The organism is Pedobacter sp. GW456-11-11-14-TSB4 (assembly GCF_059424425.1).
On the sequence record NZ_JBWKZK010000004.1, the window covers coordinates 123,756 to 146,181 of the forward strand.

Here is a 22,426-nt window from a genome sequence, read left to right on the forward strand (position 1 = left end):
TGCATGCTGGTAAATAGATATAAATCAATACCTGCAAAATAAATTTATTATTGGGAAAATAAAGGGTTATATTAGTTTACAAACGTGTAAAATCAGATGAGTTGCGCAAAGCAAGAAATTATAGGCAAGCTTAAACAGACAACGCAGCGATGAAAGAGAGAATTTAAAATATCGTGTATGACTTTTTTGTAGCCTCTTCGGACTTCAACGGAATCCATACAATTCAAATTAATTACCAAATCCCCCTTACATTTTCCATCTTTGCCTAAAATACAACACCATGAATTGGATCATCTTAATTATTGCAGGTCTATTTGAAGTAGCTTTCGCCTCTTGCTTGGGTAAGGCCAAAGAGGCAACAGGCAACGACGTTTATTATTGGTACCTCGGCTTTTTTGTATCACTTACCATAAGTATGTTACTTTTGGTAAAAGCTACCCAAACTTTACCAATTGGCACCGCTTATGCCGTTTGGACCGGGATTGGAGCTGTCGGCACCGTTTTAATGGGTATTTTTGTTTTTAAAGATCCAGCAAATTTTTGGAGGATATTTTTTATTTTTACTTTAATAGGCAGCATTGTTGGTTTAAAGGCCGTTTCTGCTCATTAAAATTTACCTGATAATTCCACCAATAATAATGGCAACCGAAATAACCCAAACCACACCCGAAAGTGAAATTGTAAGCACAAGGACTGTGAATTTTAACATTGATAGTGTTTTTGAAGCGTTCGCAAATCCGGCTCATTTAAAAAGCTGGTGGGGGCCGGCGGGTTTTAGCAACACTTTTAATGAATTTGATTTTAGGGTTGGCGGCAAATGGAGTTTTATAATGCATGGCCCAGAAGTTGGAAATTATGCAAACGAATGCGAATTTATCAAAATAGAAAAACCTACATTAATTGCTTGGAAAAGACATTCTCAACCCTTATTTCAAGTCCTTTTTACGTTTGAAAGCTTAGCCGAAAACAAAACAAAAATTGTTTTTAAAATGCTTTTTGAAACAGCTAAAGAGTGCAGCAAACTTAAACCTTATGTAGTTGACAAAAACGAGGAAAACTTTGATAAGTTGGAGCTTGAACTCGAAAATATGATTGGGTAAAAGTATTCATTATTACCAGCTCAAATTACAATATTGGTGCTTAGGCATTTACACCCAGCAACCCAGCCTAAAGGCACTACATTTTGTGATCTAAACCCTACATAGCGGAAAATCCTTTTAACCAAGTCCGCTTTAGGGGATTTAGGGGTTAAAAGATTGAAGCGTTGGCGGGACTGCTTTGCCCTAAAAGCTGCTGTAATTGCTTTTCAAATAAAAATGATACTCATCATATTAGCGTAAAAGGGAACTGTTTTTTTGGAATACTAGTTCTAAGAAGCTATTTTAGCCATAATCAATCCACATGCATCATGAGTGATTTTAATGATTTTAATAATCAACAAGTAGCCAAGTTGCCTAAACACTTGAGGCAGTTTATAGTAGAGCAACATTACGAAAAATATACGCCGGTAGACCAAGCGGTTTGGCGTTATGTAATGCGCCAAAACTATAGCTATTTAAAGCATGTGGCATTTTATCCTTACATCAAAGGTTTGCAAAGAGCGGGTTTGAGTATAGAATATATTCCAGATTTGCAATCGATGAATGACAGTTTGGGCAAAATTGGTTGGGGTGCTGTTACGGTTGATGGCTTTATTCCGCCTGCTGCCTTTATGGAATACCAAGCTCATCGGGTTTTGGTAATTGCTGCAGATATTAGGCAAATAAACCACATTGAATATACTCCTGCACCAGATATTATACACGAAAGTGCTGGTCATGCGCCAATTATCGCTGATACAGATTACAATAATTACTTAAGCTATTTTGGTTCTATTGGCGCAAAGGCGATGTTTAGCAGCAAAGATTTTGAGTTATACGAAGCCATTAGAAAATTATCAATTTTAAAAGAGGCACATGGTGTTGATGAAGCAGAAATTGCCGCAGCCGAAAAGCATTTAAAATATATTGCAGAAAATATGGGTGAGCCTAGTGAAATGGCTTTGCTAGGTCGTTTACACTGGTGGACGGTTGAATATGGTTTGATTGGAACTTTAGAAAACCCAAAAATTTATGGTGCAGCTTTGCTCTCGTCTATTGGCGAAAGTGCAACCTGTATGAACCCAGATGTAAAAAAGATTTGGTACGATTTAAATACGATTAATTATGCTTACGATATTACGCAACAGCAACCGCAGCTATTTGTTACCGAAACTTTTCAGAATTTAATTGATGTTTTGGAAGCTTTTGCAGATACCATGGCATTTAGACGTGGTGGTGCCGAAAGTATTTTAAAAGCAATTGAATGTAAAAACCCAAGTACTGCAGTTTACACCTCTGGCTTGCAGGTTACGGGTGTTTTTACTGATGTTGGTATCGCTAAAAATGATGAATTAACTTTTATAAAAACTACGGGACAATCTGCCTTAGCTTTTAATGGAAAACAAATAAGTGGCCATGGAAAGGATTACCATAAGGATGGATTTTCATCGCCAGTTGGCAAACTAAAGGGAATTGATAAGCCTTTAGAGTTACATACTTTAGCAGAGCTTGAATTATTAGGTGTTGCAAAAGCTAGTAAAGCTGATTTAACTTTTGAAAGTGGAATTAATGTTAAAGGCATTGTTAAGGATATTTTAATGGCCGATGAAAAAGTGATTTTAATTGCTTTTGAAGATTGCACTGTGCAAGAGGAAAATGGCAATGTGTTATTTATGCCAGATTGGGGCATTTACGACATGGCAGTTGGCGAAAAAATAGTTTCGGTTTTTAATGGTGCAGCTGATAAAGATGCATATGAGGAAATTCCATTAATTAGTCACGAACTTACGCACAAAGTGATTTATGATGAGTTGACAAAAAGTCTGCATAATTTATATCAAAAAGTAAGAGCTGCCAGAGAAAACGAAACTGGATATGAAGAATTACCAGCTATTTTTAACGAGCTTAAAACAAAACATCGTACAGATTGGCTTTGTACTTTAGAAATTTTAGAGATTGTTTATCATAGAAACATTGATGCCGCTTTTGAGAAAGAATTGCGTATTTATTTAGAAATGAAAGCAGCTACAGAGCAAGATCATACCAAGTTAATAAACGATGGTTTACATGTAATTGCAAATCCGGTTACGCAGTTAATTACTGAAGAGGATTAAGGGTTGATTTATTTGGTGAGTTAGCTAATATTAGCAACTACTGAAAATTAATATTTGATAATTAATTTAAAATTCCGCGGCTGCGGATTGTGAAATGAATATAATAATTACTGGCGCTAGTAGCGGAATTGGATTTGAAACTGCTTTAGAATTTTCTTTAGATAGTAAAAACAAAGTTTTATGTATTGCTAGGTCGGCCGACAAACTGAAAAAGCTGTTTGATATTGCTAAGCAAATTAATCCAGATTGTACCGTTTTACCAGTAGCTTTTGATTTGGTAAACGATGATTATGAGGTACTTATTACTTTTTTACAAGAACGTTTAGGCACAATTGATATTTTAATTAATAACGCTGGGAGCTTAATCAACAAACCTTTTTTAGAAACTAATGAAGCTGATTTAGCCAATATGCTAGAAACTAATGTATTGAGCCACTTTAAAATGATTAAAGCATGTGTGCCTTTAATGCAGAGTGGTAGCCATATTGTAAATGTGGGCAGTATGGGCGGTTTTCAAGGGAGTGTAAAGTTTCCAGGTTTGGCAGCATATTCGGCAAGTAAAGCAGCATTGCATACTTTAAGCGAATGTTTAGCGTTTGAGTTAGCAGATAAAGGCATTAAAGTGAACTGCTTGGCTTTAGGATCGGCACAAACAGAAATGTTAGAGGCAGCCTTTCCAGGATATGAAAGCCCAGTAATGGCCTTTGAAATGGGAAAATATGTAGCAGATTTTGCTAAAACGGGACATAAATTTTTTAATGGAAAGATTTTGCCAGTAGCAGTTACAACACCATAGTTTTGATTTTATCTACAACACACAAGTTATCAACATCTTATCTCAAAGATAATTTTTTGACTATCTTTGAATATAAATTATGAAGAAAACCTTATTCATCATTTCATTCTTTTTGTTTTTAGGGCTAACTAGTAAAGCTCAAGAAAACAAATCGCTTCCAAAACAATATCAGGAAGCAGTTACAAATATCTTAGGTCAAATTCCTGATGCTGCTACTCAAAAAGCTACTCAAGTTATGGATTTCGCAAAATCTTTACTTGGCGTACGTTACAAATATGCATCTGCCAGTCCAGAAAGAGGATTTGATTGCTCAGGTTTTGTAAGTTATGTGTTTAAAAATTTCGGCTTTACTGGTGCTAGATCATCTGTAGATTTTGCCAAAAAAGGCAAGCAAGTAAAATTAGAAGAAGCCAAAGTGGGCGATGTATTGGTTTTTACGGGCACAAATTCTAAATTAAGAAGCCCTGGTCACGTAGGTATTATTTCTTCTATCGATAAAGAAGGAAATATCAAGTTTATACACTCATCATCTGGCAAAGCCAAAGGTGTAACTATAACTGATTTAGAGGGTTATTACAAAAACCGTTTCTTAAAAGCAGTTACCATTGTTGAGTAAATCATTCCAAATTCAAATAAGTAATGCTTAATTATAGTTTTTATTTTCGAGCTTAAAACTAAAATTACTTAGCAATCTATTTCCGATTAAATTAGCCAGTTTATAAACTATAAATAATTTAAAAATTAAGCTTCTGTTTTTTTTTGAAGCGCAATTTTCTACACAAATTATCGCTAATCCTGCTCTCCGCTTTACTTCGTGTTCGCTTCTATCAGGGCTAAATCACAAAAGCCTTTGCAAGAAACTGCAGCTGCAAAATCACTAAATTCAAACGTTAAAAAAAAAGATTAATTTGTTATCCTGATCTAGAATTAAATTACAACAGAACAACTTTTAATGCATCATTAACGTTCCCGAGGGCCAACAACTGGTGCGCCAATTCGTGCAACTCTCTTTCTCGGTTTGTTGCATCACCAATGGTAGCATCTAAAATATCTTTTACATTGCTATTCCATTGAATGGCGTCAATTTCTTCGGCGCTTGGCAAATTTTCTATATTGCCCAACATCCCTAAATCGTTACCAGTTAATACTCTCGAATTTCTCACAGACACGGGTAATGCATCAACTCCAATACCTAAAGTGGTAAGTGGTTTGGCAACTTTAAATAAACTCTCTGGTGTTACTCTACAATACCAATCTCCACCCAAACGAGCAACCAAATCAATTTTCGCTTGGTCTATTTTCCCTTCGCTGTCTAATACTTCTTCCTTAATATGGATTAATTTTATTTCAGCCAAAACCAAATTTCCAGCGCCATGGCTTTCACCTAATGGTATAACTTGATTAACTACACATTCTAATTGTACTGGTGCTTCTGCCACTCTTGGTGGTGTTACCAAATGCGATTCGAGCATACTAAAACCTGCTTTTTCAAATTCATTTACGCCTTTGGCATATTCGGTACTGGCTAAACTCATCTGCTGAACCATGGCATAATCAACAATGTTAATTACGCATTCTTTTACCTCTAATACGTTTTCTAAGGTGTGTTTAATTGTATTGTCTCTTACTCTCCTAGCAGGAGAAAAAATACAAACCGGTGGATTGGTACTAAACATGTTAAAAAAACTAAAAGGACTTAGATTTACATTTCCATCTGCATCAATTGTAGAGGCAAAACAAATTGGCCTAGGCGCAATGGCATATTGCAAATAGTTTTGCAATTGCATTGGAGAAAGAGAATTACAATCTAGTGTTAACATGAGTTGGAAAGTTTAAATGTTGTAATGTTGAAAGGTTTTAGGAGGTTTTGGGACGTTAATGAATTTTAAAACATTTTAACATTAAGACTTTTTCAAAGCTAGTATAGAAAAATCTGAATCAACTTTAGTAATAATATTGGTCAAACTACCTAAACCTGTAATCTCCATTTCAACATCATCTCCAGGTTGTAACCATTGTGTTTTATAATTTGGATCATTTAGTAAACCTGTTCCGTTTAACTCTAAAAAACAGCCTGTTCCAACGGTTCCAGAACCGATTACATCACCTGGCAAAATATCTACACCGTAAGCACAACGCTCTATAATTTCTGCAAAAGTCCAATCCATATCTGCCATATTACCAGCAGAAACCTCTACCCCATTTACTCGACAAGTCATTTTTAAGTTATAGGCGTTCCCAGTATGATTCGCTTTTGCGGCAACTTTGTAAGGTTCTAATTCATCAGGAGTAACTAACCACGGACCAATTACTGTTGAAAAATCTTTTCCTTTCGCCGGACCTAAATTTAACAGCATCTCTTCCATTTGTAAGGTACGAGCACTCATGTCATTCATGATCGTGTAACCAGCAATATAATCATCAGCTTCTGCTGCCGTTATATTTCTACCTTTTTTACCAATTACTACAGCAACCTCCAATTCAAAATCTAATTTTTCAAAATGATCTGGCATGCATTCTATCTCACCAGGCCCTTGAATGGCATTATGGTTAGTAAAATAAAATATCGGATATTGATCAAACTCAGCAATCATATCAACCTTCCTGTTTCTACGAGCTGCTGCAACATGCTGTCTAAAAGCATAACCATCTCTACATGATGTTGGATGAGGAACTGGAGCTAAAATTTGATAAAAAACTTCCTGCTTAGGCATTAAAGCTCCGCTAATAATTTCATTGTTAATCTGCTTTGCTCTTTCCATTAGGGGCTCGCCACCTAATAAAAACTCATTCATATTATCAGGAATTAACTTGTTGCATGAGTTTAAATTGTAAATATGTCCATTTACAAAAACGCCTAAATGTTCAATGTCTTCAGTTTTATAGGTTACGAGTTTCATAAAAAAATCTAGTTAAGTACATTGGTAAAGCTAATAATTAGTGAAGGCTTTCAAAATTTTTATCTTAAAATATTTATCTATTTATGTTAAAATAGAAGTTCAAAGTGACTTATAGTAACTTTTTATAGCATTACCTTCTGCCATTAAAACAACATCAGCTAAATTAAAAAACAGTCCATGCGCTACCACGCCCACAATTTGATTTAATTTCACATCTAGTTCTTGCGGGTTTTCTATCAAACCAAAATCAGTGTCAAAAATGTAATTTTGATTATCGGTAATAAATGTTTTGCCATCTCTTACTCGCTTAAAAGGCCTACCTCCTAATTTACTAAGCTGTAATTCAACATAAGCAGCTGCATTCGGGTTAACTTCTATTGGTACTTTAAATGCACCTAGTCGATCAACCAATTTGCTACGATCAGTTATAATAATTGTTTTTTTACTCAGTGATGCCACAATTTTTTCTCTAAACAAAGCACCTCCACCACCTTTAATTAGATGTAATTCATGGTTAAATTCATCTGCGCCATCTATGCTAATATCTATTGAGCTTACTTGTTCTAACTCTAATAATGGAATACCTAAAGAAATCGCCAAGGTTTTAGTGGCTTCAGAACTTGGTACACCTGTAATTTTAAAGTCATCATTTATTAATTTTGCCAACTCCTTAATAGCTAACGTTGCAGTTGAGCCTGTTCCCAAACCAACTACATCGTTGTTTTTAACCATGGCAACGGCGGCTTTAGCAACTGCAAGTTTTTCTTCGTAAGTATCATGTGTAGACATATTTAAAAGTACAAATTAATTTGAATTTGCAGTTTAAAATCCTACTTTTACTCAGTAAAATGATCAATAAATCAACATATCAAAACCTTAATGCAAACGAAGTTCTTGCTGCATTTAGATCTGCTATGCTTTCTAAAATCATTTTTGCACAATATTCTTTTTAGGCTAATTCTAAGCAACATTACCGAACGTTTACGCGTTTTATTTAATACACTTACATTCTAACCAAATTACCTAACGCTATGCCAATATATCATACATTAGGATCAATTCCGCCGAAGCGACATACTGTTTTTCGCAAACCAGATGGCAATTTATATGCCGAGGAGTTGGTTTCTACCGAAGGTTTTTCTAGTTTATATTCGTTAGTTTATCATTGCCATCCACCAACAATTGTAAAATCTTTGGGTGAGCCTTATTCTGTTGAGCCCAAAATTGCTCGCGAAAAACATTTGCGACACACCAGCTTAATCGGTTTTAACATTAAACCAGAAGATGATTATTTAAAAAGTCGTAAACCAGTTTTGGTGAATAGCGATTTGCATATTTCGTTGGCGGCTCCAAAAAAATCAATGACTGATTATTTTTATAAAAACAGTCAGGCTGATGAAGTGATTTTTATTCATGAGGGTACAGGAACCTTAAAAACTGGTTTTGGTAAAATCAAGTTTGCATACGGAGATTATCTGGTGATCCCTCGTGGAACTATTTATCAATTAGAGTTTAACGACGAGAAAAACCGACTTTTCATTGTAGAAAGTTTTAGTCCGATACGTACACCAAAGCGTTACAGAAACCAGTTCGGACAACTGGAAGAGCATTCTCCATTCTGCGAACGCGATATTAGACGCCCACAAGATTTAGAAACGATAGATGCCGTAGGCGATTTTAAGGTTTTAATTAAAAAACAAGGCATCATGTATCCTTACACCTATGGCACGCATCCTTTCGATTTTGTGGGTTGGGATGGTTTCCATTATCCTTGGGCATTTTCTATTCACGATTTTGAGCCCATAACTGGCCGTTTACATCAACCGCCGCCTGTTCATCAAACTTTTGAAGGACATAATTTTGTGATCTGTTCTTTCGTACCGCGTAAATATGATTATCACCCATTATCAATTCCTGCTCCTTACAACCACAGCAATGTAGATAGCGATGAGGTTTTATATTATGTTGATGGAGATTTTATGAGCCGCAAAAGTGTTGTTAAAGGACAAATTACGTTGCATCCAGGTGGTATACCTCACGGGCCACATCCGGGTACGGTAGAAAAATCAATCGGTAAAGAAAGCACTGAAGAACTTGCTGTAATGATAGATCCTTTTAGGCCATTAATGTTAACCCAAGATGCGGTTGATATTGAAGATGAAAGCTACCATACAAGCTGGCAGATTAACGTTGAATAAAAGTCTGAAAGCTATTAGTCGGGAAGTCCGAAAGGTAGAATTGTCAGATCTTAAATTGTAAACTAAAAACCTCCGACTTCCGGTCTTGCGGACTTTCGGACCTATTAAAAAAAAATGAGCACACAAACATTCGCAGAAAAAATAGCAAAAGCACAAGATTTTCTTCCAATTAACGGAACGGATTATATAGAATTTTACGTGGGTAATGCCAAACAAGCTGCCCATTATTACAAAACAGCATTCGGTTTTCAATCATTAGCTTATGCCGGCCCAGAAACCGGTGTACGTGATAGAGCATCGTATGTTTTACAACAAGGTAAAATTCGTTTAATTTTAACAACCGCATTAAAATCCGATAGCCCAATTGCCGAACATGTTAAAAAACATGGTGATGGAGTTAAAATTTTAGCGCTTTGGGTTGATGACGCCTACAGTGCCTTCGAAGAAACCACCAAACGTGGAGCAAAACCTTACCTAGAGCCACAAACGCTAACAGATGAAAATGGTGAAGTAAAAATGAGTGGAATTTACACTTACGGAGAAACGGTACACATGTTTATTGAACGTAAAAACTACAATGGCACTTTTATGCCTGGTTATAGAGAATTAAAAAGCGATTACAACCCAACGGATGCTGGTCTTTTATACATCGACCATTGTGTAGGTAATGTGGGTTGGAACCGCATGAACGAAACCGTAAAATGGTACGAAGATGTAATGGGCTTCGTGAATATTCTTTCTTTTGATGATAAACAAATCAATACCGAATATTCTGCTTTAATGAGCAAGGTGATGAGCAACGGCAATGGTTTCTCAAAATTCCCAATCAACGAGCCTGCAGAAGGTAAAAAGAAATCGCAAATTGAAGAATATTTAGAGTTTTACGAAGGCGAAGGTGTACAGCACATCGCGGTAGCAACAAAAGATATTGTAAAAACGGTGAAAGAATTAAAAGCTCGTGGTGTAGAGTTTTTGAGCGCTCCGCCAGAAGCTTATTACGAAATGATGCCAACTCGTGTTGGAGAAATAGATGAAGAAATAGCTTTATTAAAAAGCTTAGGTATTTTGGTAGACTGTGATGAAGAAGGCTATTTATTGCAGATTTTTACTAAACCCGTAGAAGACAGACCGACCCTATTCTTCGAAATAATTCAACGTAAAGGAGCACAATCTTTTGGTGCTGGTAACTTTAAAGCGTTATTTGAAAGCTTAGAGCGTGAGCAAGAACTGAGAGGCAATTTATAGGTATTCATTTCGTCATTTCGAACCGCAGTGAGAAAACTCATGAGCTAACAAATTACAGATTTCTCCAAAAGTCGAAATGACGAAAACTACTAACAATGCCCTAAAGCATAATAAATTACCACAAATATAACGATGGTAGATAAGCAGCCACCACCTAATTTTTTTGCGCCGTATCCGGCAATAATTGTTCTAAAAAAGTTGTTCATAGTTTAAGTTTTTTTAAAACAACCGTTAAAACGCTAAAAAGTTTTGAAAATTAATGTAGGTAACCATTAACCTACTTCGTCCCGCCATCCATTCTATCTTTTTTAAACCCTAGCTCAATCCCCATCAATAAAAAAGGATGCCATTTCTGTCGGAGTTTAAGAGGAAAGTACGTGCTTTTTATAACCCTTCATCAAGCAAAATAACATTTAATTGCTTAATGTTTTCTTCATTAATGCTAATGCTGAAACATTTATTTGCATAATTTTGTTAATTTTGGCATATTACAAATGGGGAAAGTTAAAAATTCAATAAAAAGAACTAGCTTGTTTCTTAGTCATTTCGGAATGGCTTTTAAACTGTTTCAAAAAAACGACCCCTTACGTTTAGCAGGTGCAACTGCGTTTTTTGCAAATTTTGCCTTACCTCCTATCCTTTTGATATTGATCAGATTATTCGGTTTTTTTGTTGATCGAAGAACATTGGCAACCCGAATTTTTGATCGATTAGGCAACATTTTGGATGAAGGAAGTACAGCTCAAATCCGTCAAACGCTTTTAAATATTAGAGGTGTAGATTACAATTGGATTGCGACTATCATCAGTTTTATATTTTTTATTTTTGTTGCCACCACATTGTTTAATGTGATTAAAAATTCGATGGAGCAAATTTGGCATATCGGCATTAAAGACAAACCCGGCATCTTATTTACGTTGAAATTAAGAGGCAGATCAATGATTATCATTTTGCTTGCCGGAATTTTGTTTTTTGTAGGTTTGGTAACTGATAGTATTCAGGCATTTATTGCCGCTTATATCAATAATGCATCACCCCCTTTCGGTAAAATATTTTTAATTGTATTAAATCAAATTTTATTTGTAGCTATTGTTACCACCTGGTTTACTGTCTTATTTAGATTTTTAACCAATGGCAGACCAAGCTGGAAAACTGCGATAAGAGGTGGCTTACTTACCGGAATTTTATTTACTATCGGAAAGTTTATCCTGCGAATTATGTTGCCGCTGAGCAATATTGGTAATATTTACGGTGCATCTGGGTCAATTATTTTGATCATGTTATTCGTTTTTTACTCCTCATTTATATTCTACTTCGGAGCTTGTTTTGTTAAAATTCTGAGCGATGCAAGTGCAAAACCTATAAGAACCATAAAAGGAGCATTTCTATATGAGCTAAAAGAAATTCCGAAAGAAACGAATTAATCGAATTTCATTTCTATTAAATAGGATTGCAAAAAAAATGGATAGATTAAAAATCTATCCACCTAAAATTAGTTTATGTATAGTTGATTAAAATAATTTATAAGCAACGCCTAAAGTAAATAGATTCAACTTTGTTGATGAATAATTTGAAGAGTTCAATTTCGACAAGCCTAATTCATACCGCAAATCAACACCAAACTTACCTACATCTAAACCAGAACCAAATTGCCATGCAAAGTTTTGATTTTTAAATTCGCCATTAAAAGCGGCTGAAGCAGCTTGACCAATACTTTGATCTTCGCTTAAAACAAAAGAGATTACCGGGCCAGTATTTAAACGTAAACCAACACCTGCAGCACCAATTTTTGTACCTACTAATATTGGCAAATCTAAACTTGTAAATTTCACATCATTTTCTATGCCCGAGTTATTTTTTAAAGTAGCATTTTTACCCGAAATGTAAAGCTCTGGCTGTAAATGGATACCTGCAGCACCTATTCTTGTCCATATACCAGCATAATAACCAGCTTGGTTATCGCTACTAAAAGTGTTTGCAGTACTAAATTTCGATAAATTCAATCCACCTTTTAGGCCAAATTGAAATGAAGGTATTATTTGGCTATAGGAAAATGTACTAACGCACAATAACACGACTAACGATAATAGGATTTTTTTCATAAGAAACAATATTAAATTTAAAGACAATTATTTTCGTAAAACTAACAATATTTTTAATTCAAAACTAAATTGCGTAGATTTAACACACATCTATCCATTTTAGTTTAAATTACAGCACAAAATTACACTCTCTTAAATGGATTTTTCATTTAACGTCTATTCTACTTTTCTTATAACTTGTGGTCTGCTAACGCTCCTTTTGGCATTTTATATTTTTAAGAGAACTGGTAGTACAGTTAAATGGTTTTCATTAATGATGCTTGCCAACTCAATTTGGTCTATTGCTTATGGTTTTGAAATAGCCAGCAGTACCTTATCACAAATTATTTTTTTAATCAACATTGAGTATATTGGTATTGTAACCTTACCCATATTATGGTTTATCTTCTGCCTGTATTTTTGTGGTAAAGAATGTTGGTATAAAAAACCACTCAATTTTTTGTCAATTGTAATTTTTCCTGTAATAACCCTTATAGTGGTGTGGACAAATCCATATCATCATTTACAATTTAAAAGCATTACAATAGCTACCGATGGTCCATTTCCTTTGGCCAACCTTGATCCTGGTCCATGGTATTTAATATTTACGATCTACTTTTATTTGTTATTAGCATGTGGTTCGTTTCTTATCATCCAAAAGTTTCAAACCATAGACCCAATTTACAAAAGACAAAATTACAGCATTATTGTAGCAGCATTTGTACCTTGGATTGCAAACATAGCGTATTTAATTGGTCTCAGACCTTTCGAACACTTAGACTTAACCCCTTTCGCATTTATAGTTGCTACTTTTTTAATTTTTATAGGCATTTATAGATTTAAGCTTTTTGATATAATTCCAATAGCAAGAGAGAAAGTTCTGGCTTTAATGCAAGATGGCTTTTTCGTATTAGATCATCAGGATAGAATAATTGATTATAATAAATCTACCACTCAGTTTATTAGTAAAAATGCTAATCAAGACTTGATAGGCAAACACATTTCAACTATTTTGCCTAACCAGCCTAAATTATTAGATCATATTAGCAATCACACTTCTGGTAAAGTTGAACTTGATTTGATGGTTAATGATAGTTATTTCTATTTAGAGGCAGATCTTCTTTTTTTGAACGAAAACAAGATTAATAATAACTTTACAATTATAAAACTACAAGACTTAACCAACCTTAAAAAAGATGCCTTAACAGCCAAAGATCAAGCTTTAGAATTAGAAAAATTAAACCAGCTAAAAGATAGGATATTTTCAATTATTGCTCATGACTTGAGAGGTCCACTGGTAAATTTGTCAGAAGTACTAAAGATGATGTCTAATAATCAAATTAGTATTGAGGAATTTAAAAGCTTATCGCCAAGCTTAAGTAAAGACATAGTTTACACCACAGACCTTTTAGAAAACATCTTACATTGGTCGCGTAGCCAGCTCAAAGGTTTTGGAATAAAAAAAGAGTTTTTTAATCTTAGAAACTTAATAATCAATGAAATTAATTATCATTTACCCGCGGCATCATTAAAAAAAATAAAGATTATTCATGATGTTTTTCCCGCAGAAATGGTTTATGCAGATGTTTTAATGATTCAAATTGTGATGCGAAACATTATAAACAATGCCATTAAATTTTGTAATGAAGATAGTGAAATTCATATCACAGCTGCCTACCAGAAAAATCATAAAATGCTAGTCTGTATAAAAGACAACGGTATAGGAATGTCTGAAGAGATCATCTCTAAAATTTTTAAAGACGAGAATGTAACCACAAGAGGCACATCAAATGAAAGAGGAACCGGATTAGGGTTAATGGTTTGTAAAGATTTTATGAACCGCAATGATGGTGATATTACAGTTACAAGCACATTAGGTAAAGGATCAAAATTTTGTTTAACTGTACCTACTACAGCTTAAAAATATTTAGCAAAAAAAATGGCTATTAAATTTAAGAGCCATTTTTAAATAATTATTGACCAGTTACCTGGTTAATTGCTTCTTGTTCTTTAAGTGCATCTACGTTGTTTTTATTACCAAAATTTTGAGTTTTATCTGCAAAATAGGCTAATATATCAACAATGGAATCTAAATTATCAGCAACACGCTGGTGCATATCAGGTAAATCTTTATCTAATTTTTTATCACCTAATTCTATATTATCAACTTCAATTTTTCCAATTTTTTGGATAATTGCTTGCTGAGAGTGTTGTAAGTCTTCTAATTCTCTTACAATCTTTTCCATTAACTCAAACTTCTTTAACGTATCCATAATTCTTTTTTTATTAATGATAAAACAATTTGTTTCTCATCTAATAACCAATAAAGAAGTTAAAAGTTTGTTTTGATAGCTATTTATTAAAACATATTTGCTTTTTTAAATAATAACTAATATTTTAGTTTAAAATTAAATCCTTATGAAAAAGCTTATTCTTCTGCTCATTTTATGCTCTTGCAGTTATTTAACTAAGGCGCAAAACGCGGTTATTGACAAAGAAAAGCTATTAGATTTATATCAGACACAACGTTATGCAGAAGCTGCCCAATATCTGCAATCTATTTATCCACCAGATACACAGGATGTAAAAGCACTAAGTCAGATTGCTTACTGCTACATGATGTCTGGCAAATTACCTGATGCAGAAAAAAATTACTTGAAAATAAATTCATTACAGCCAAATACACTTCCGGTTTTATTTAGCTTAGCCAACATTAATTCTAGAAGAGGAAATACAGCCGCAGCACAGCTTTTTCTCTTAGATATTATTAAACTAGATAGCACTAACTTTAATGCCTATAAGCAATTAGCCAACTTTACAGATAGCGTAAAATTAAAGGTTAAATATTTAGAAAAGGCAAATCAATTAAATGCTACTGATGCAGATGTGGCCTATGATTTAGCCCTCCAGTATAAATATTTAAAAGCTTTTGAGCCTGCTTACAAAGTTCTGCAAATTGCAATTTTGGCCGATACCAATAATTTGATATTACAACAGGCCAAATTACCTATAGCTAATGAGCTTAAAAAGTACAATGAGGTAATTAGTATTGGAGAAAAGTTATTGAAAAATAGCGCAGATGGTAATGTAATTAGGGATGTTGGAAAGGCCTATTTTTATTTAAAAAACTACCAAAAATGCCTTTACTTTTATAAATTATTGGAAAACATGTCTATGCAAAATGAATCTATTTTGTATTACATGAGTATTAGCTACCGCGAACTTAAAAATTACGATTTGGCAGCTACGTATGCAAAAAAAACAATAGATGAAGGCATTTCGCCAAATACACCTCTTTATTATTCTTTATTGGGCGGCATTTACGAAGAGAAAAATCAAAACACAAATGCTACAGCCGCATATAAAAAGGGACTAACTTTTGGGGATTACAATAGCATTTACTACAGATTAGCACTATTGTATGATTTTAAGTTTAACCAACCAAAAACTGCTTTGGGTTATTACAATCAGTATTTAAAAAGCAAGCCAAGTGCAAGTGAAAAATCTCAAATTGAATATACAAAAACAAGGATTGCAGAAATTAATCAACCTAAATCTTCGAAAACAAGTTTAACATCTGTCCAGAATTGATCTAATGCAATAATGCGAGGTTTTAAAAATGAAATGATTGTTGGCCAGTCTTGCTGGTTAAATATACTCACGTTAGCAAGCGTTTTCGAGATTTGACTAAGCGCAACACCGTACTCATTTAAAGCATTTGGTTCCCACTCCCACTCTTCGTTAACAGCCTCGGTAAATAAAAGTTTAAAAGCTGCAAACTGCTCAAAAAATAGATTTCGTGTCGCCAAATCTGCATGAGTAAAATCTATAGAAATAGTAGTTTGCTTTTGCTCAGCATTCATTCTAAAGAAAACGTGTTTCACTCCTGTTTTATAATTAACCCAATTAATAGGCAAGCCTTCGGCTGATGGAATAGGCTTCATATACTTCCCAAAAGTAATCCAAAATTGCTGGCGGAGTTTTGATGCTTCTTCTTTACTATACATTGTTTGGTTTGATTAAGCTTTGACAAAATTCTAAACAGCTTGTAAGAAGTTTGTTAAAGCTTAGTTTATTAGACTTTGCAGCGTTTTGTTACTGAACCTTTGTTAACTAAACCTGATTACAGCGATATCCTTTTTGGCTGATATGGTTAAAACTTACGAAGTCTATCAAAATTTGCAAATAAACTTCGTAAGTTTTGTAGGGGCCAAAAAGATAAAGTGGAAAGCAGGGCTGATTTTTCAAAAGAACCACACCCTCTGCTTTTCTAAAAATTGAGGTCCGGCTCTCCACTCCCAACTCTTTTCTTAAAACTCAGCTATTTCCCATTAATCTGGCCACGTATTTACCAATAATATCAAACTCTAAATTAACGGTGTCGCCAACATTAACTTGGTGCAAATTCGTATGCTCATAAGTGTAAGGAATAATAAATACAGAAAATTCATCTTGCTGAGAATTTACAACGGTTAAACTTATTCCGTTTACGCAGATAGAGCCTTTTTCTACAGTTACATTGCCTAAAGTATGATCATACTTAAATCGGTATTCCCAACTACCATCAAGTTCATTTACCAAAACACATTTCGCAGTTTGGTCTACATGGCCTTGTACAATATGACCATCTAAACGGGCATTCATTTGCATGCATCGTTCTAAATTAACCTTACTGCCAACTTTTAAGCTCCCTAAACTAGTTTTGTTTAATGTTTCTTGGATTGCGGTTACGGTATGCGATTTTTCATTCAAAGCAACAACTGTTAAGCAAACGCCATTATGCGCTACACTTTGGTCTATTTTAAGTTCTGCACAAATGTTAGATTTCACCGTAAAATGTACATTAGTACCTTCTTCTACTATTTCTGTTATTTCGCCTAGGGTCTCTATTATTCCTGTAAACATTTAATATTAAATTTATGTCATGTTGAGCATGTTGCAACATCTCATTAAACTCCTTCGACAGGCTCAGGATGACAAATTTTATAAATAATTCTTTCTATTCTTTTTCCAGTTACTTACACTTTCCACATGCTGATTGCTTGTAACCACGCTTTTTTCTTTTTGCAACAGTAAAACAACTGACAATGCCGCTAACATGGCCTCGCTTTCGCTATCGTTTTTTAGGCTATCTGTATTAAAATATTTACTTACAAAATGCGTATCAAAATTGCCCGAAGTAAAAGCATCATGTTGCATTACAAATTTACCAAAGCTTAAAGTGGTTTGTATGCCCGTAATGTCATATTCGTCAATTGCCCTAACCATTCTATTTATTGCTTCTTCTCTATTTGCACCAAAGGTGATGAGTTTGGCAATCATTGGATCATAATAAATAGGAATTTCCATGCCTTCTTCAAAACCATCATCAACACGTACACCATTACCCTTTGGGGTGGTATAAGTTTGTAAAGTACCAATATCTGGCAAGAAATTATTTAAAGGATCTTCTGCGTATACGCGTAACTCTACCGCGTGACCGTTAATTTTTAAATCTTCTTGTCGATAACTTAATGCTTCGCCCCTGGCAATTTTAATTTGTTCTTTTACCAAATCTAAACCAGTTATCAATTCGGTAACCGGATGCTCAACTTGTAAACGGGTATTCATTTCTAGGAAAAAAAAATCTAAATTTTCATCTAAAATAAATTCTACTGTTCCTGCTCCAACATAATTAACAGAGCGAGCCACATCAACTGCACACCTGCCCATTTCCTGCCTAATTTCTTCAGTTAGTACCGATGAAGGTGCTTCTTCTACCACTTTTTGGTGCCTACGTTGTATAGAACATTCGCGTTCGAACAAATGCACAATATTGCCATGGGAATCACCTAAAATTTGTATTTCTATATGACGAGGCGAAGTGACATATCTTTCAATAAATACAGCTCCATCAACAAATGCGGACGTTGCTTCGCTAACTGCTAAATGCATTTGCTCCTCAAAATCTTCAACTTTTTCTACAATCCGCATTCCTTTGCCACCACCGCCAGCTGCAGCCTTAATCAAAATTGGAAAACCAACCTCAACAGCCCTAAGTTTAGCCTCATTTAAATCGGTAATGGCTTCTTCTGTACCTGGCACCATGGGAATGTTATACTTTAAAGCTGCAGCTTTTGCAGATAGTTTATTACCCATGGTTTCCATTGCTTCGGGCGTTGGGCCAATTAAAATTAAACCTGCCGCTTTAACTGCTCTAGCAAAATTCGCATTTTCTGATAAAAAACCATATCCGGGATGAATTGCCTGAGCTCCAGTAGTTTTACAAGCCTCAATAATTTTTTCTATTACAAGATAAGATTGATTTGATGGCGCTGGACCAATACAAATAGCTTCATCTGCATAACGAACATGCAGAGCATTTCTATCAGCCTCCGAAAAAACAGCAACTGTTTTGATACCCATTTCTTTTGCCGAACGCATAATTCGCAATGCGATTTCGCCACGGTTAGCAACTAATATCTTAGAGATTGGAGACGTGAGATTTGAGGTGTGAGACATATTATATCTTCAATTTTTTAATAACCTGAATAGCTTCATCAACCATAGCTGATGTAATATCTAAATGTGTTACAAACCTAATTGTTTTTGTTGATGTACTGTTGCAAAAAATTCCTTTGGCCTCAAAAGCCTTTACAATTTGATCTACTTTGTAATTTGGAGTGATATCAAAAAGTACAATATTGGTTTCAACAGGCATAACCGAACTGACAAAACTAGCCTCACTTAATGCATCAGCCAATGCTTTCGCATTGTTATGGTCATCTGCTAATCTATTCACATGATGATCTAAGGCATATATTCCGGCCGCTGCCAAAAAACCAGCTTGTCTCATACCGCCACCCAAAACTTTTCTAATTTTTGTAGCTTTTTTAATTGTATCCTTTGAGCTTAAAAACACAGAACCAACTGGAGCGCCTAAACCTTTTGAAAGACAGATAGATATACCGTCAAAATGTTTACCGTACGCAGATGCTTTGTCGCCAGTAGCTACTAATGCATTAAATAATCTAGCACCATCTAAATGAAGTTTAATAGATTTTACGGCACATAAATTATGAATTGGCGCTATCTGACTTAAACTATAGCATTTACCACCGCCTTTGTTTACTGTGTTTTCCAAAACTACCAAACTAGAATTTGGATAATGAATATTGTCATCATTGATTTCTGGCTCAATCATTTCTGGGGTTAAAATACCTCGTTCGCCATTTAATAAACGTACTGATGCTAATGAGTTGTAAGCGATGCCGCCACCTTCATATCGATATACATGCGCCGTTTGGTCGCATATCACTTCATCCATTGGATTTGTAAAACACTTAATGGCAATCTGGTTGCTCATGGTGCCAGATGGACAAAACAAGGCAGCTTCCATATTAAATAGATCTGCTAATTTTGTTTCCAATTCATTCACTGTTGGGTCTTCGCCAAACACATCATCACCCACTTTTGCGCTCATCATGGCATCTAACATGCCTGCTGTAGGTTTGGTTACGGTATCACTTCTAAAATCAATTCGCATTATATGTTGTTAATTAGGATGTTATTAATAAAAAAGATCATTCAAAACGTAATCAAGTTTCGATAGCTTATCGAGCTATAAATTTATAAAAATCTACGAATTCACGGCTCCAAAACCATTCTTTATGCTCTCCATCATTTCTGATAAATAATTTTACAGTTTCGCTTTTATCAGAGGGATTTAAAATTTGATAAACTTCTTTCATATCACTTACCATCGTTTTACTCTCCTGTTCACCAGCCACAAAGTATATTTTATGATGATTAAGCTGATTTTGAGCATTCTTTAAATCAGCTACAATAGATTTACCTACCCAAAATGCTGGAGAAAAAATACCTGCATTGCCAAACACATTTGGATAGCGCATAATTGCATACATACTAATTAATCCACCCATTGAGCTACCAGCAATGCTTGTATTTTTGAAATCTGCTCTGGTTCTATAATTTTTATCAATGTAAGGTTTTAATGTTTTTACCAAAAAATCTACATATTGTTTCCCCTCACCTTTTCCAAATTGACTATCGTAAGGATTGTATTCTTTTAATCTGTCGGCATTGCCGTGATCTATACCCACCACTATCAATTCTTTACTTCCTTTTTTTTCCAGTTCGTTTAAAATCTCATCAATTTTCCACTCGCCATAACTACTAGTAGTTTCATCAAATAGGTTCTGTCCATCGTGCATGTAAATAACCGGATAGTTCTTGTTTGTAGTTTTATAAGTTGGTGGTAGGTAAATCCAAATCTTTCTTTTTTTCCCCAACTGGGGGATATTGAATGCAGTATCAATGACTTTTACATTTGCCGTTGCAGTACTTATCCGTTTAGATTTGCTAAACTGATCTGCCCAATTGGAAACATTAATAGTGATTACAGTATCTGCGTTTAAAGCTAACCGCCTATTTGTTATGGTTTCTCCATTAAAACCAGTTTCTACTGTTTCCCAATCGCCTTTAGTAAGTTTATATTCGTAATTACCTGCCGGAAGTTTTTTTTCTAGCAAATAAGAACCATCCGCTTTGCGATTAAATTGAAATGCAGTGTCATTTGGCTTCCAATTGTTAAAATTACCCGCTACAAAATAATTTGTATCAGCAGCTAACTTTGATATTCCTACATTTAGCCTGTAAATAATTTTAATTTGAGCAAAACTAGAAGCTGATAAAAATACTAAAAAGCTGAAAAGACTAATTTTTTTGAACATTTAAAGCTAATTTATAATCATTTAACAAATAAATAGAAATAAATACTTTTTTTATCATTTATATTTACAACCAAAATCAGACAAATTAACAGCTATCAGTAGATGGATCACGTAAATATAAAAATACTTGCCGAAGCTCTTCGTCTTTCTACATCAACAGTTTCTAGGGCATTTAGAGACAATAGTGACATCAGCTCTGCTACAAAAGAGCGAATTTTGGCAAAGGCAAAAGAATTAAATTACCAGCCTAACCATTATGCGAGCAATTTACGCGAACAGCGAAGTAAAACAATTGCGGTGATTGTACCTGAGTTAGCAAATAACTATTTTTCTTTAGCCATCCAAGGCATAGAAAGAGTGGCTAGCGCAAAAGGATATCATATTTTAATTTATGCTACAAACGATCAATTCGAAAAAGAAGTTTCTTTCATAAAACACTTGCATAATGGCAGAGCCGATGGGATCATCATGTCGGTTTCTGGTGAGGCAAACGATCATAATTACCTTAACGAAATAGCAAAAAAACGCTTACCTCTCGTTTTTTTCGACCGTGTTTATGAGGATATTGTAACACCTCGTGTAATTACGAACGACTACGACAGTAGTTTTTCGGCAACTAAACATCTAATTCAGCAAGGTTGTAAAAGAATAGCTTATTTAGCGGTAAATAAAACCTTATCTATTGGCAAAACACGTATGCAGGGTTACATCGATGCACTTAAGAAATTCAAAATCCCTTTTGAAGATGAACTTATCATTGATTGTACCAATAACTACAAAGAAAACATTGATTTATTGAAACAGGCATTTACAGAATTAAAGCCAGATGGTGTATTTACTTCGGTAGAACGTTTGGCCTTTGCAACTTACTATGCCTGTTACGATATCAATATTAGTATTCCGAAGGATTTAAAAGTAATTGGTTTCTCTAGTTTAGAGATTGCCCCACTCCTAAACCCTGCACTAAGTACCATCACCCAACCTGCTTCAGATTTGGGTAAAACTGCAGCCGAACTGCTCTTCAAAATGCTCGAGAATCCAGCAGATGTACACCCAGATTCAGAAGTGATTTTAAAGTCGAAATTGATCCAAAGAGAGTCTACTTTTAACCACAAAATTTAAGCAAAAATAGAAGCGGTTTTCAGGCATTAAAATCACTCTTTTTTATTTAAAAAAAAATCAGTTTTCTCCAAAATACGCAGAATTTTACCTCTTCACTTTGTAGCACAAACAAAAAAATGTTGATAATTTCGGGAACGTTCCCGAAAACGTTCCCGAAAA

The 22,426-nt window shown here is 34.6% G+C and carries 21 protein-coding genes; 11 read left to right on the forward strand and 10 right to left on the reverse strand.

The window, feature by feature from the left end:
• The first annotated feature begins 280 nt into the window (after window positions 1-280).
• From AC07XU_RS14410 to AC07XU_RS14430, 5 genes are all read left to right on the forward strand, one after another.
• Window positions 281-610 carry a DMT family transporter gene (locus tag AC07XU_RS14410; protein ID WP_494944337.1) on the forward strand — a complete coding sequence of 110 codons (330 nt, stop codon included), beginning with the start codon at window positions 281-283 and terminating at the stop codon, window positions 608-610.
• A 28-nt stretch (window positions 611-638) separates the two neighbouring features.
• On the forward strand, window positions 639-1,100 hold the full coding sequence (locus AC07XU_RS14415; RefSeq protein WP_494944338.1) for an SRPBCC domain-containing protein: 462 nt from the start codon (window positions 639-641) through the stop codon (window positions 1,098-1,100).
• Window positions 1,101-1,408: 308 nt separating this feature from the next.
• Entirely contained in the window at window positions 1,409-3,193 is a 1,785-nt protein-coding gene (locus tag AC07XU_RS14420) for an aromatic amino acid hydroxylase (protein ID WP_494944339.1), read from the forward strand.
• 94 nt (window positions 3,194-3,287) lie between these two features.
• Window positions 3,288-3,989: an SDR family NAD(P)-dependent oxidoreductase gene (locus tag AC07XU_RS14425; RefSeq protein WP_494944340.1), complete on the forward strand. Its 702-nt coding sequence runs from the start codon at window positions 3,288-3,290 to the stop codon at window positions 3,987-3,989.
• Window positions 3,990-4,068: 79 nt separating this feature from the next.
• On the forward strand, window positions 4,069-4,605 hold the full coding sequence (locus tag AC07XU_RS14430) for a C40 family peptidase (RefSeq protein ID WP_494944341.1): 537 nt from the start codon (window positions 4,069-4,071) through the stop codon (window positions 4,603-4,605).
• Between the two features lie 316 nt (window positions 4,606-4,921).
• Here AC07XU_RS14430 and AC07XU_RS14435 read toward each other — a convergent pair whose 3' ends face one another.
• From AC07XU_RS14435 to rpiA, 3 genes are all read right to left on the reverse strand, one after another.
• Window positions 4,922-5,809, reverse strand: a complete 888-nt coding sequence (locus tag AC07XU_RS14435; RefSeq protein ID WP_494944342.1) for a flavin reductase family protein — start codon at window positions 5,807-5,809, stop codon at window positions 4,922-4,924.
• Between the two features lie 81 nt (window positions 5,810-5,890).
• A complete protein-coding gene (locus tag AC07XU_RS14440; RefSeq protein WP_494944343.1) occupies window positions 5,891-6,889 on the reverse strand; it encodes a fumarylacetoacetate hydrolase family protein in 999 nt (332 codons plus the stop codon).
• 99 nt (window positions 6,890-6,988) lie between these two features.
• Window positions 6,989-7,678 (reverse strand): ribose-5-phosphate isomerase RpiA, encoded by a 690-nt coding sequence (gene rpiA / locus AC07XU_RS14445; protein ID WP_494944344.1) that lies wholly within the window; start codon window positions 7,676-7,678, stop codon window positions 6,989-6,991.
• Between the two features lie 242 nt (window positions 7,679-7,920).
• Here rpiA and AC07XU_RS14450 point away from each other — a divergent pair, with 242 nt between their 5' ends.
• From AC07XU_RS14450 to AC07XU_RS14460, 3 genes are all read left to right on the forward strand, one after another.
• A complete protein-coding gene (locus AC07XU_RS14450; protein WP_494944345.1) occupies window positions 7,921-9,087 on the forward strand; it encodes a homogentisate 1,2-dioxygenase in 1,167 nt (388 codons plus the stop codon).
• 114 nt (window positions 9,088-9,201) lie between these two features.
• The gene (gene hppD, locus AC07XU_RS14455) at window positions 9,202-10,332 is read left to right on the forward strand and encodes a 4-hydroxyphenylpyruvate dioxygenase (RefSeq protein WP_494944346.1); all 1,131 of its coding nucleotides are present in this window, start codon (window positions 9,202-9,204) and stop codon (window positions 10,330-10,332) included.
• A 551-nt stretch (window positions 10,333-10,883) separates the two neighbouring features.
• Window positions 10,884-11,756 (forward strand): YihY/virulence factor BrkB family protein, encoded by an 873-nt coding sequence (locus AC07XU_RS14460; protein ID WP_494944347.1) that lies wholly within the window; start codon window positions 10,884-10,886, stop codon window positions 11,754-11,756.
• A gap of 87 nt (window positions 11,757-11,843) precedes the next feature.
• Here AC07XU_RS14460 and AC07XU_RS14465 read toward each other — a convergent pair whose 3' ends face one another.
• On the reverse strand, window positions 11,844-12,434 hold the full coding sequence (locus AC07XU_RS14465) for a porin family protein (protein WP_494944348.1): 591 nt from the start codon (window positions 12,432-12,434) through the stop codon (window positions 11,844-11,846).
• A 136-nt stretch (window positions 12,435-12,570) separates the two neighbouring features.
• Between AC07XU_RS14465 and AC07XU_RS14470 the strand changes: the two genes are divergently transcribed.
• Window positions 12,571-14,334 carry a sensor histidine kinase gene (locus tag AC07XU_RS14470; RefSeq protein WP_494944349.1) on the forward strand — a complete coding sequence of 588 codons (1,764 nt, stop codon included), beginning with the start codon at window positions 12,571-12,573 and terminating at the stop codon, window positions 14,332-14,334.
• Window positions 14,335-14,386: 52 nt separating this feature from the next.
• Here AC07XU_RS14470 and AC07XU_RS14475 read toward each other — a convergent pair whose 3' ends face one another.
• A complete protein-coding gene (locus AC07XU_RS14475) occupies window positions 14,387-14,686 on the reverse strand; it encodes a hypothetical protein (RefSeq protein ID WP_494944350.1) in 300 nt (99 codons plus the stop codon).
• 145 nt (window positions 14,687-14,831) lie between these two features.
• Here AC07XU_RS14475 and AC07XU_RS14480 point away from each other — a divergent pair, with 145 nt between their 5' ends.
• Complete coding sequence (locus tag AC07XU_RS14480; RefSeq protein ID WP_494944351.1) at window positions 14,832-16,004, forward strand: tetratricopeptide repeat protein; 1,173 nt, start codon at window positions 14,832-14,834, stop codon at window positions 16,002-16,004.
• Here AC07XU_RS14480 and AC07XU_RS14485 read toward each other — a convergent pair.
• The 5 genes from AC07XU_RS14485 to AC07XU_RS14505 all read right to left on the reverse strand — a co-directional run bounded on the left by AC07XU_RS14485 (window position 15,959) and on the right by AC07XU_RS14505 (window position 21,145).
• On the reverse strand, window positions 15,959-16,420 hold the full coding sequence (locus tag AC07XU_RS14485; protein WP_494944352.1) for a DUF4268 domain-containing protein: 462 nt from the start codon (window positions 16,418-16,420) through the stop codon (window positions 15,959-15,961). The two genes, AC07XU_RS14480 and AC07XU_RS14485, sit on opposite strands and share 46 nt — an antisense overlap.
• 310 nt (window positions 16,421-16,730) lie before the next feature.
• Window positions 16,731-17,318: a riboflavin synthase gene (locus AC07XU_RS14490; protein WP_494944353.1), complete on the reverse strand. Its 588-nt coding sequence runs from the start codon at window positions 17,316-17,318 to the stop codon at window positions 16,731-16,733.
• A 78-nt stretch (window positions 17,319-17,396) separates the two neighbouring features.
• Window positions 17,397-18,914 carry an acetyl-CoA carboxylase biotin carboxylase subunit gene (gene accC / locus AC07XU_RS14495; RefSeq protein ID WP_494944354.1) on the reverse strand — a complete coding sequence of 506 codons (1,518 nt, stop codon included), beginning with the start codon at window positions 18,912-18,914 and terminating at the stop codon, window positions 17,397-17,399.
• A 1-nt stretch (window position 18,915) separates the two neighbouring features.
• A complete protein-coding gene (locus AC07XU_RS14500) occupies window positions 18,916-19,938 on the reverse strand; it encodes a threonine aldolase family protein (RefSeq protein WP_494944355.1) in 1,023 nt (340 codons plus the stop codon).
• 67 nt (window positions 19,939-20,005) lie between these two features.
• Window positions 20,006-21,145, reverse strand: a complete 1,140-nt coding sequence (locus AC07XU_RS14505) for an alpha/beta hydrolase (protein WP_494944356.1) — start codon at window positions 21,143-21,145, stop codon at window positions 20,006-20,008.
• A gap of 102 nt (window positions 21,146-21,247) precedes the next feature.
• Between AC07XU_RS14505 and AC07XU_RS14510 the strand changes: the two genes are divergently transcribed.
• The gene (locus tag AC07XU_RS14510; protein WP_494944357.1) at window positions 21,248-22,267 is read left to right on the forward strand and encodes a LacI family DNA-binding transcriptional regulator; all 1,020 of its coding nucleotides are present in this window, start codon (window positions 21,248-21,250) and stop codon (window positions 22,265-22,267) included.
• Window positions 22,268-22,426: the final 159 nt, after the last annotated feature.

Coding starts and splice junctions, on each gene's coding strand:
- AC07XU_RS14430 (WP_494944341.1), top strand. CDS start 4,069: ATGAAGAAAACCTTATTCATCATTTCATTCTTTTTGTTTTTAGGGCTA.
- AC07XU_RS14480 (WP_494944351.1), top strand. CDS start 14,832: ATGAAAAAGCTTATTCTTCTGCTCATTTTATGCTCTTGCAGTTATTTA.
- AC07XU_RS14425 (WP_494944340.1), top strand. CDS start 3,288: ATGAATATAATAATTACTGGCGCTAGTAGCGGAATTGGATTTGAAACT.
- AC07XU_RS14420 (WP_494944339.1), top strand. CDS start 1,409: ATGAGTGATTTTAATGATTTTAATAATCAACAAGTAGCCAAGTTGCCT.
- AC07XU_RS14470 (WP_494944349.1), top strand. CDS start 12,571: ATGGATTTTTCATTTAACGTCTATTCTACTTTTCTTATAACTTGTGGT.
- AC07XU_RS14440 (WP_494944343.1), bottom strand. CDS start 6,889: ATGAAACTCGTAACCTATAAAACTGAAGACATTGAACATTTAGGCGTT.
- AC07XU_RS14485 (WP_494944352.1), bottom strand. CDS start 16,420: ATGTATAGTAAAGAAGAAGCATCAAAACTCCGCCAGCAATTTTGGATT.
- AC07XU_RS14490 (WP_494944353.1), bottom strand. CDS start 17,318: ATGTTTACAGGAATAATAGAGACCCTAGGCGAAATAACAGAAATAGTA.
- AC07XU_RS14465 (WP_494944348.1), bottom strand. CDS start 12,434: ATGAAAAAAATCCTATTATCGTTAGTCGTGTTATTGTGCGTTAGTACA.
- hppD (WP_494944346.1), top strand. CDS start 9,202: ATGAGCACACAAACATTCGCAGAAAAAATAGCAAAAGCACAAGATTTT.
- AC07XU_RS14500 (WP_494944355.1), bottom strand. CDS start 19,938: ATGCGAATTGATTTTAGAAGTGATACCGTAACCAAACCTACAGCAGGC.
- AC07XU_RS14415 (WP_494944338.1), top strand. CDS start 639: ATGGCAACCGAAATAACCCAAACCACACCCGAAAGTGAAATTGTAAGC.
- AC07XU_RS14435 (WP_494944342.1), bottom strand. CDS start 5,809: ATGTTAACACTAGATTGTAATTCTCTTTCTCCAATGCAATTGCAAAAC.
- AC07XU_RS14410 (WP_494944337.1), top strand. CDS start 281: ATGAATTGGATCATCTTAATTATTGCAGGTCTATTTGAAGTAGCTTTC.
- rpiA (WP_494944344.1), bottom strand. CDS start 7,678: ATGTCTACACATGATACTTACGAAGAAAAACTTGCAGTTGCTAAAGCC.
- AC07XU_RS14475 (WP_494944350.1), bottom strand. CDS start 14,686: ATGGATACGTTAAAGAAGTTTGAGTTAATGGAAAAGATTGTAAGAGAA.
- AC07XU_RS14460 (WP_494944347.1), top strand. CDS start 10,884: ATGGCTTTTAAACTGTTTCAAAAAAACGACCCCTTACGTTTAGCAGGT.
- AC07XU_RS14510 (WP_494944357.1), top strand. CDS start 21,248: ATGGATCACGTAAATATAAAAATACTTGCCGAAGCTCTTCGTCTTTCT.
- accC (WP_494944354.1), bottom strand. CDS start 18,914: ATGTCTCACACCTCAAATCTCACGTCTCCAATCTCTAAGATATTAGTT.
- AC07XU_RS14505 (WP_494944356.1), bottom strand. CDS start 21,145: ATGTTCAAAAAAATTAGTCTTTTCAGCTTTTTAGTATTTTTATCAGCT.
- AC07XU_RS14450 (WP_494944345.1), top strand. CDS start 7,921: ATGCCAATATATCATACATTAGGATCAATTCCGCCGAAGCGACATACT.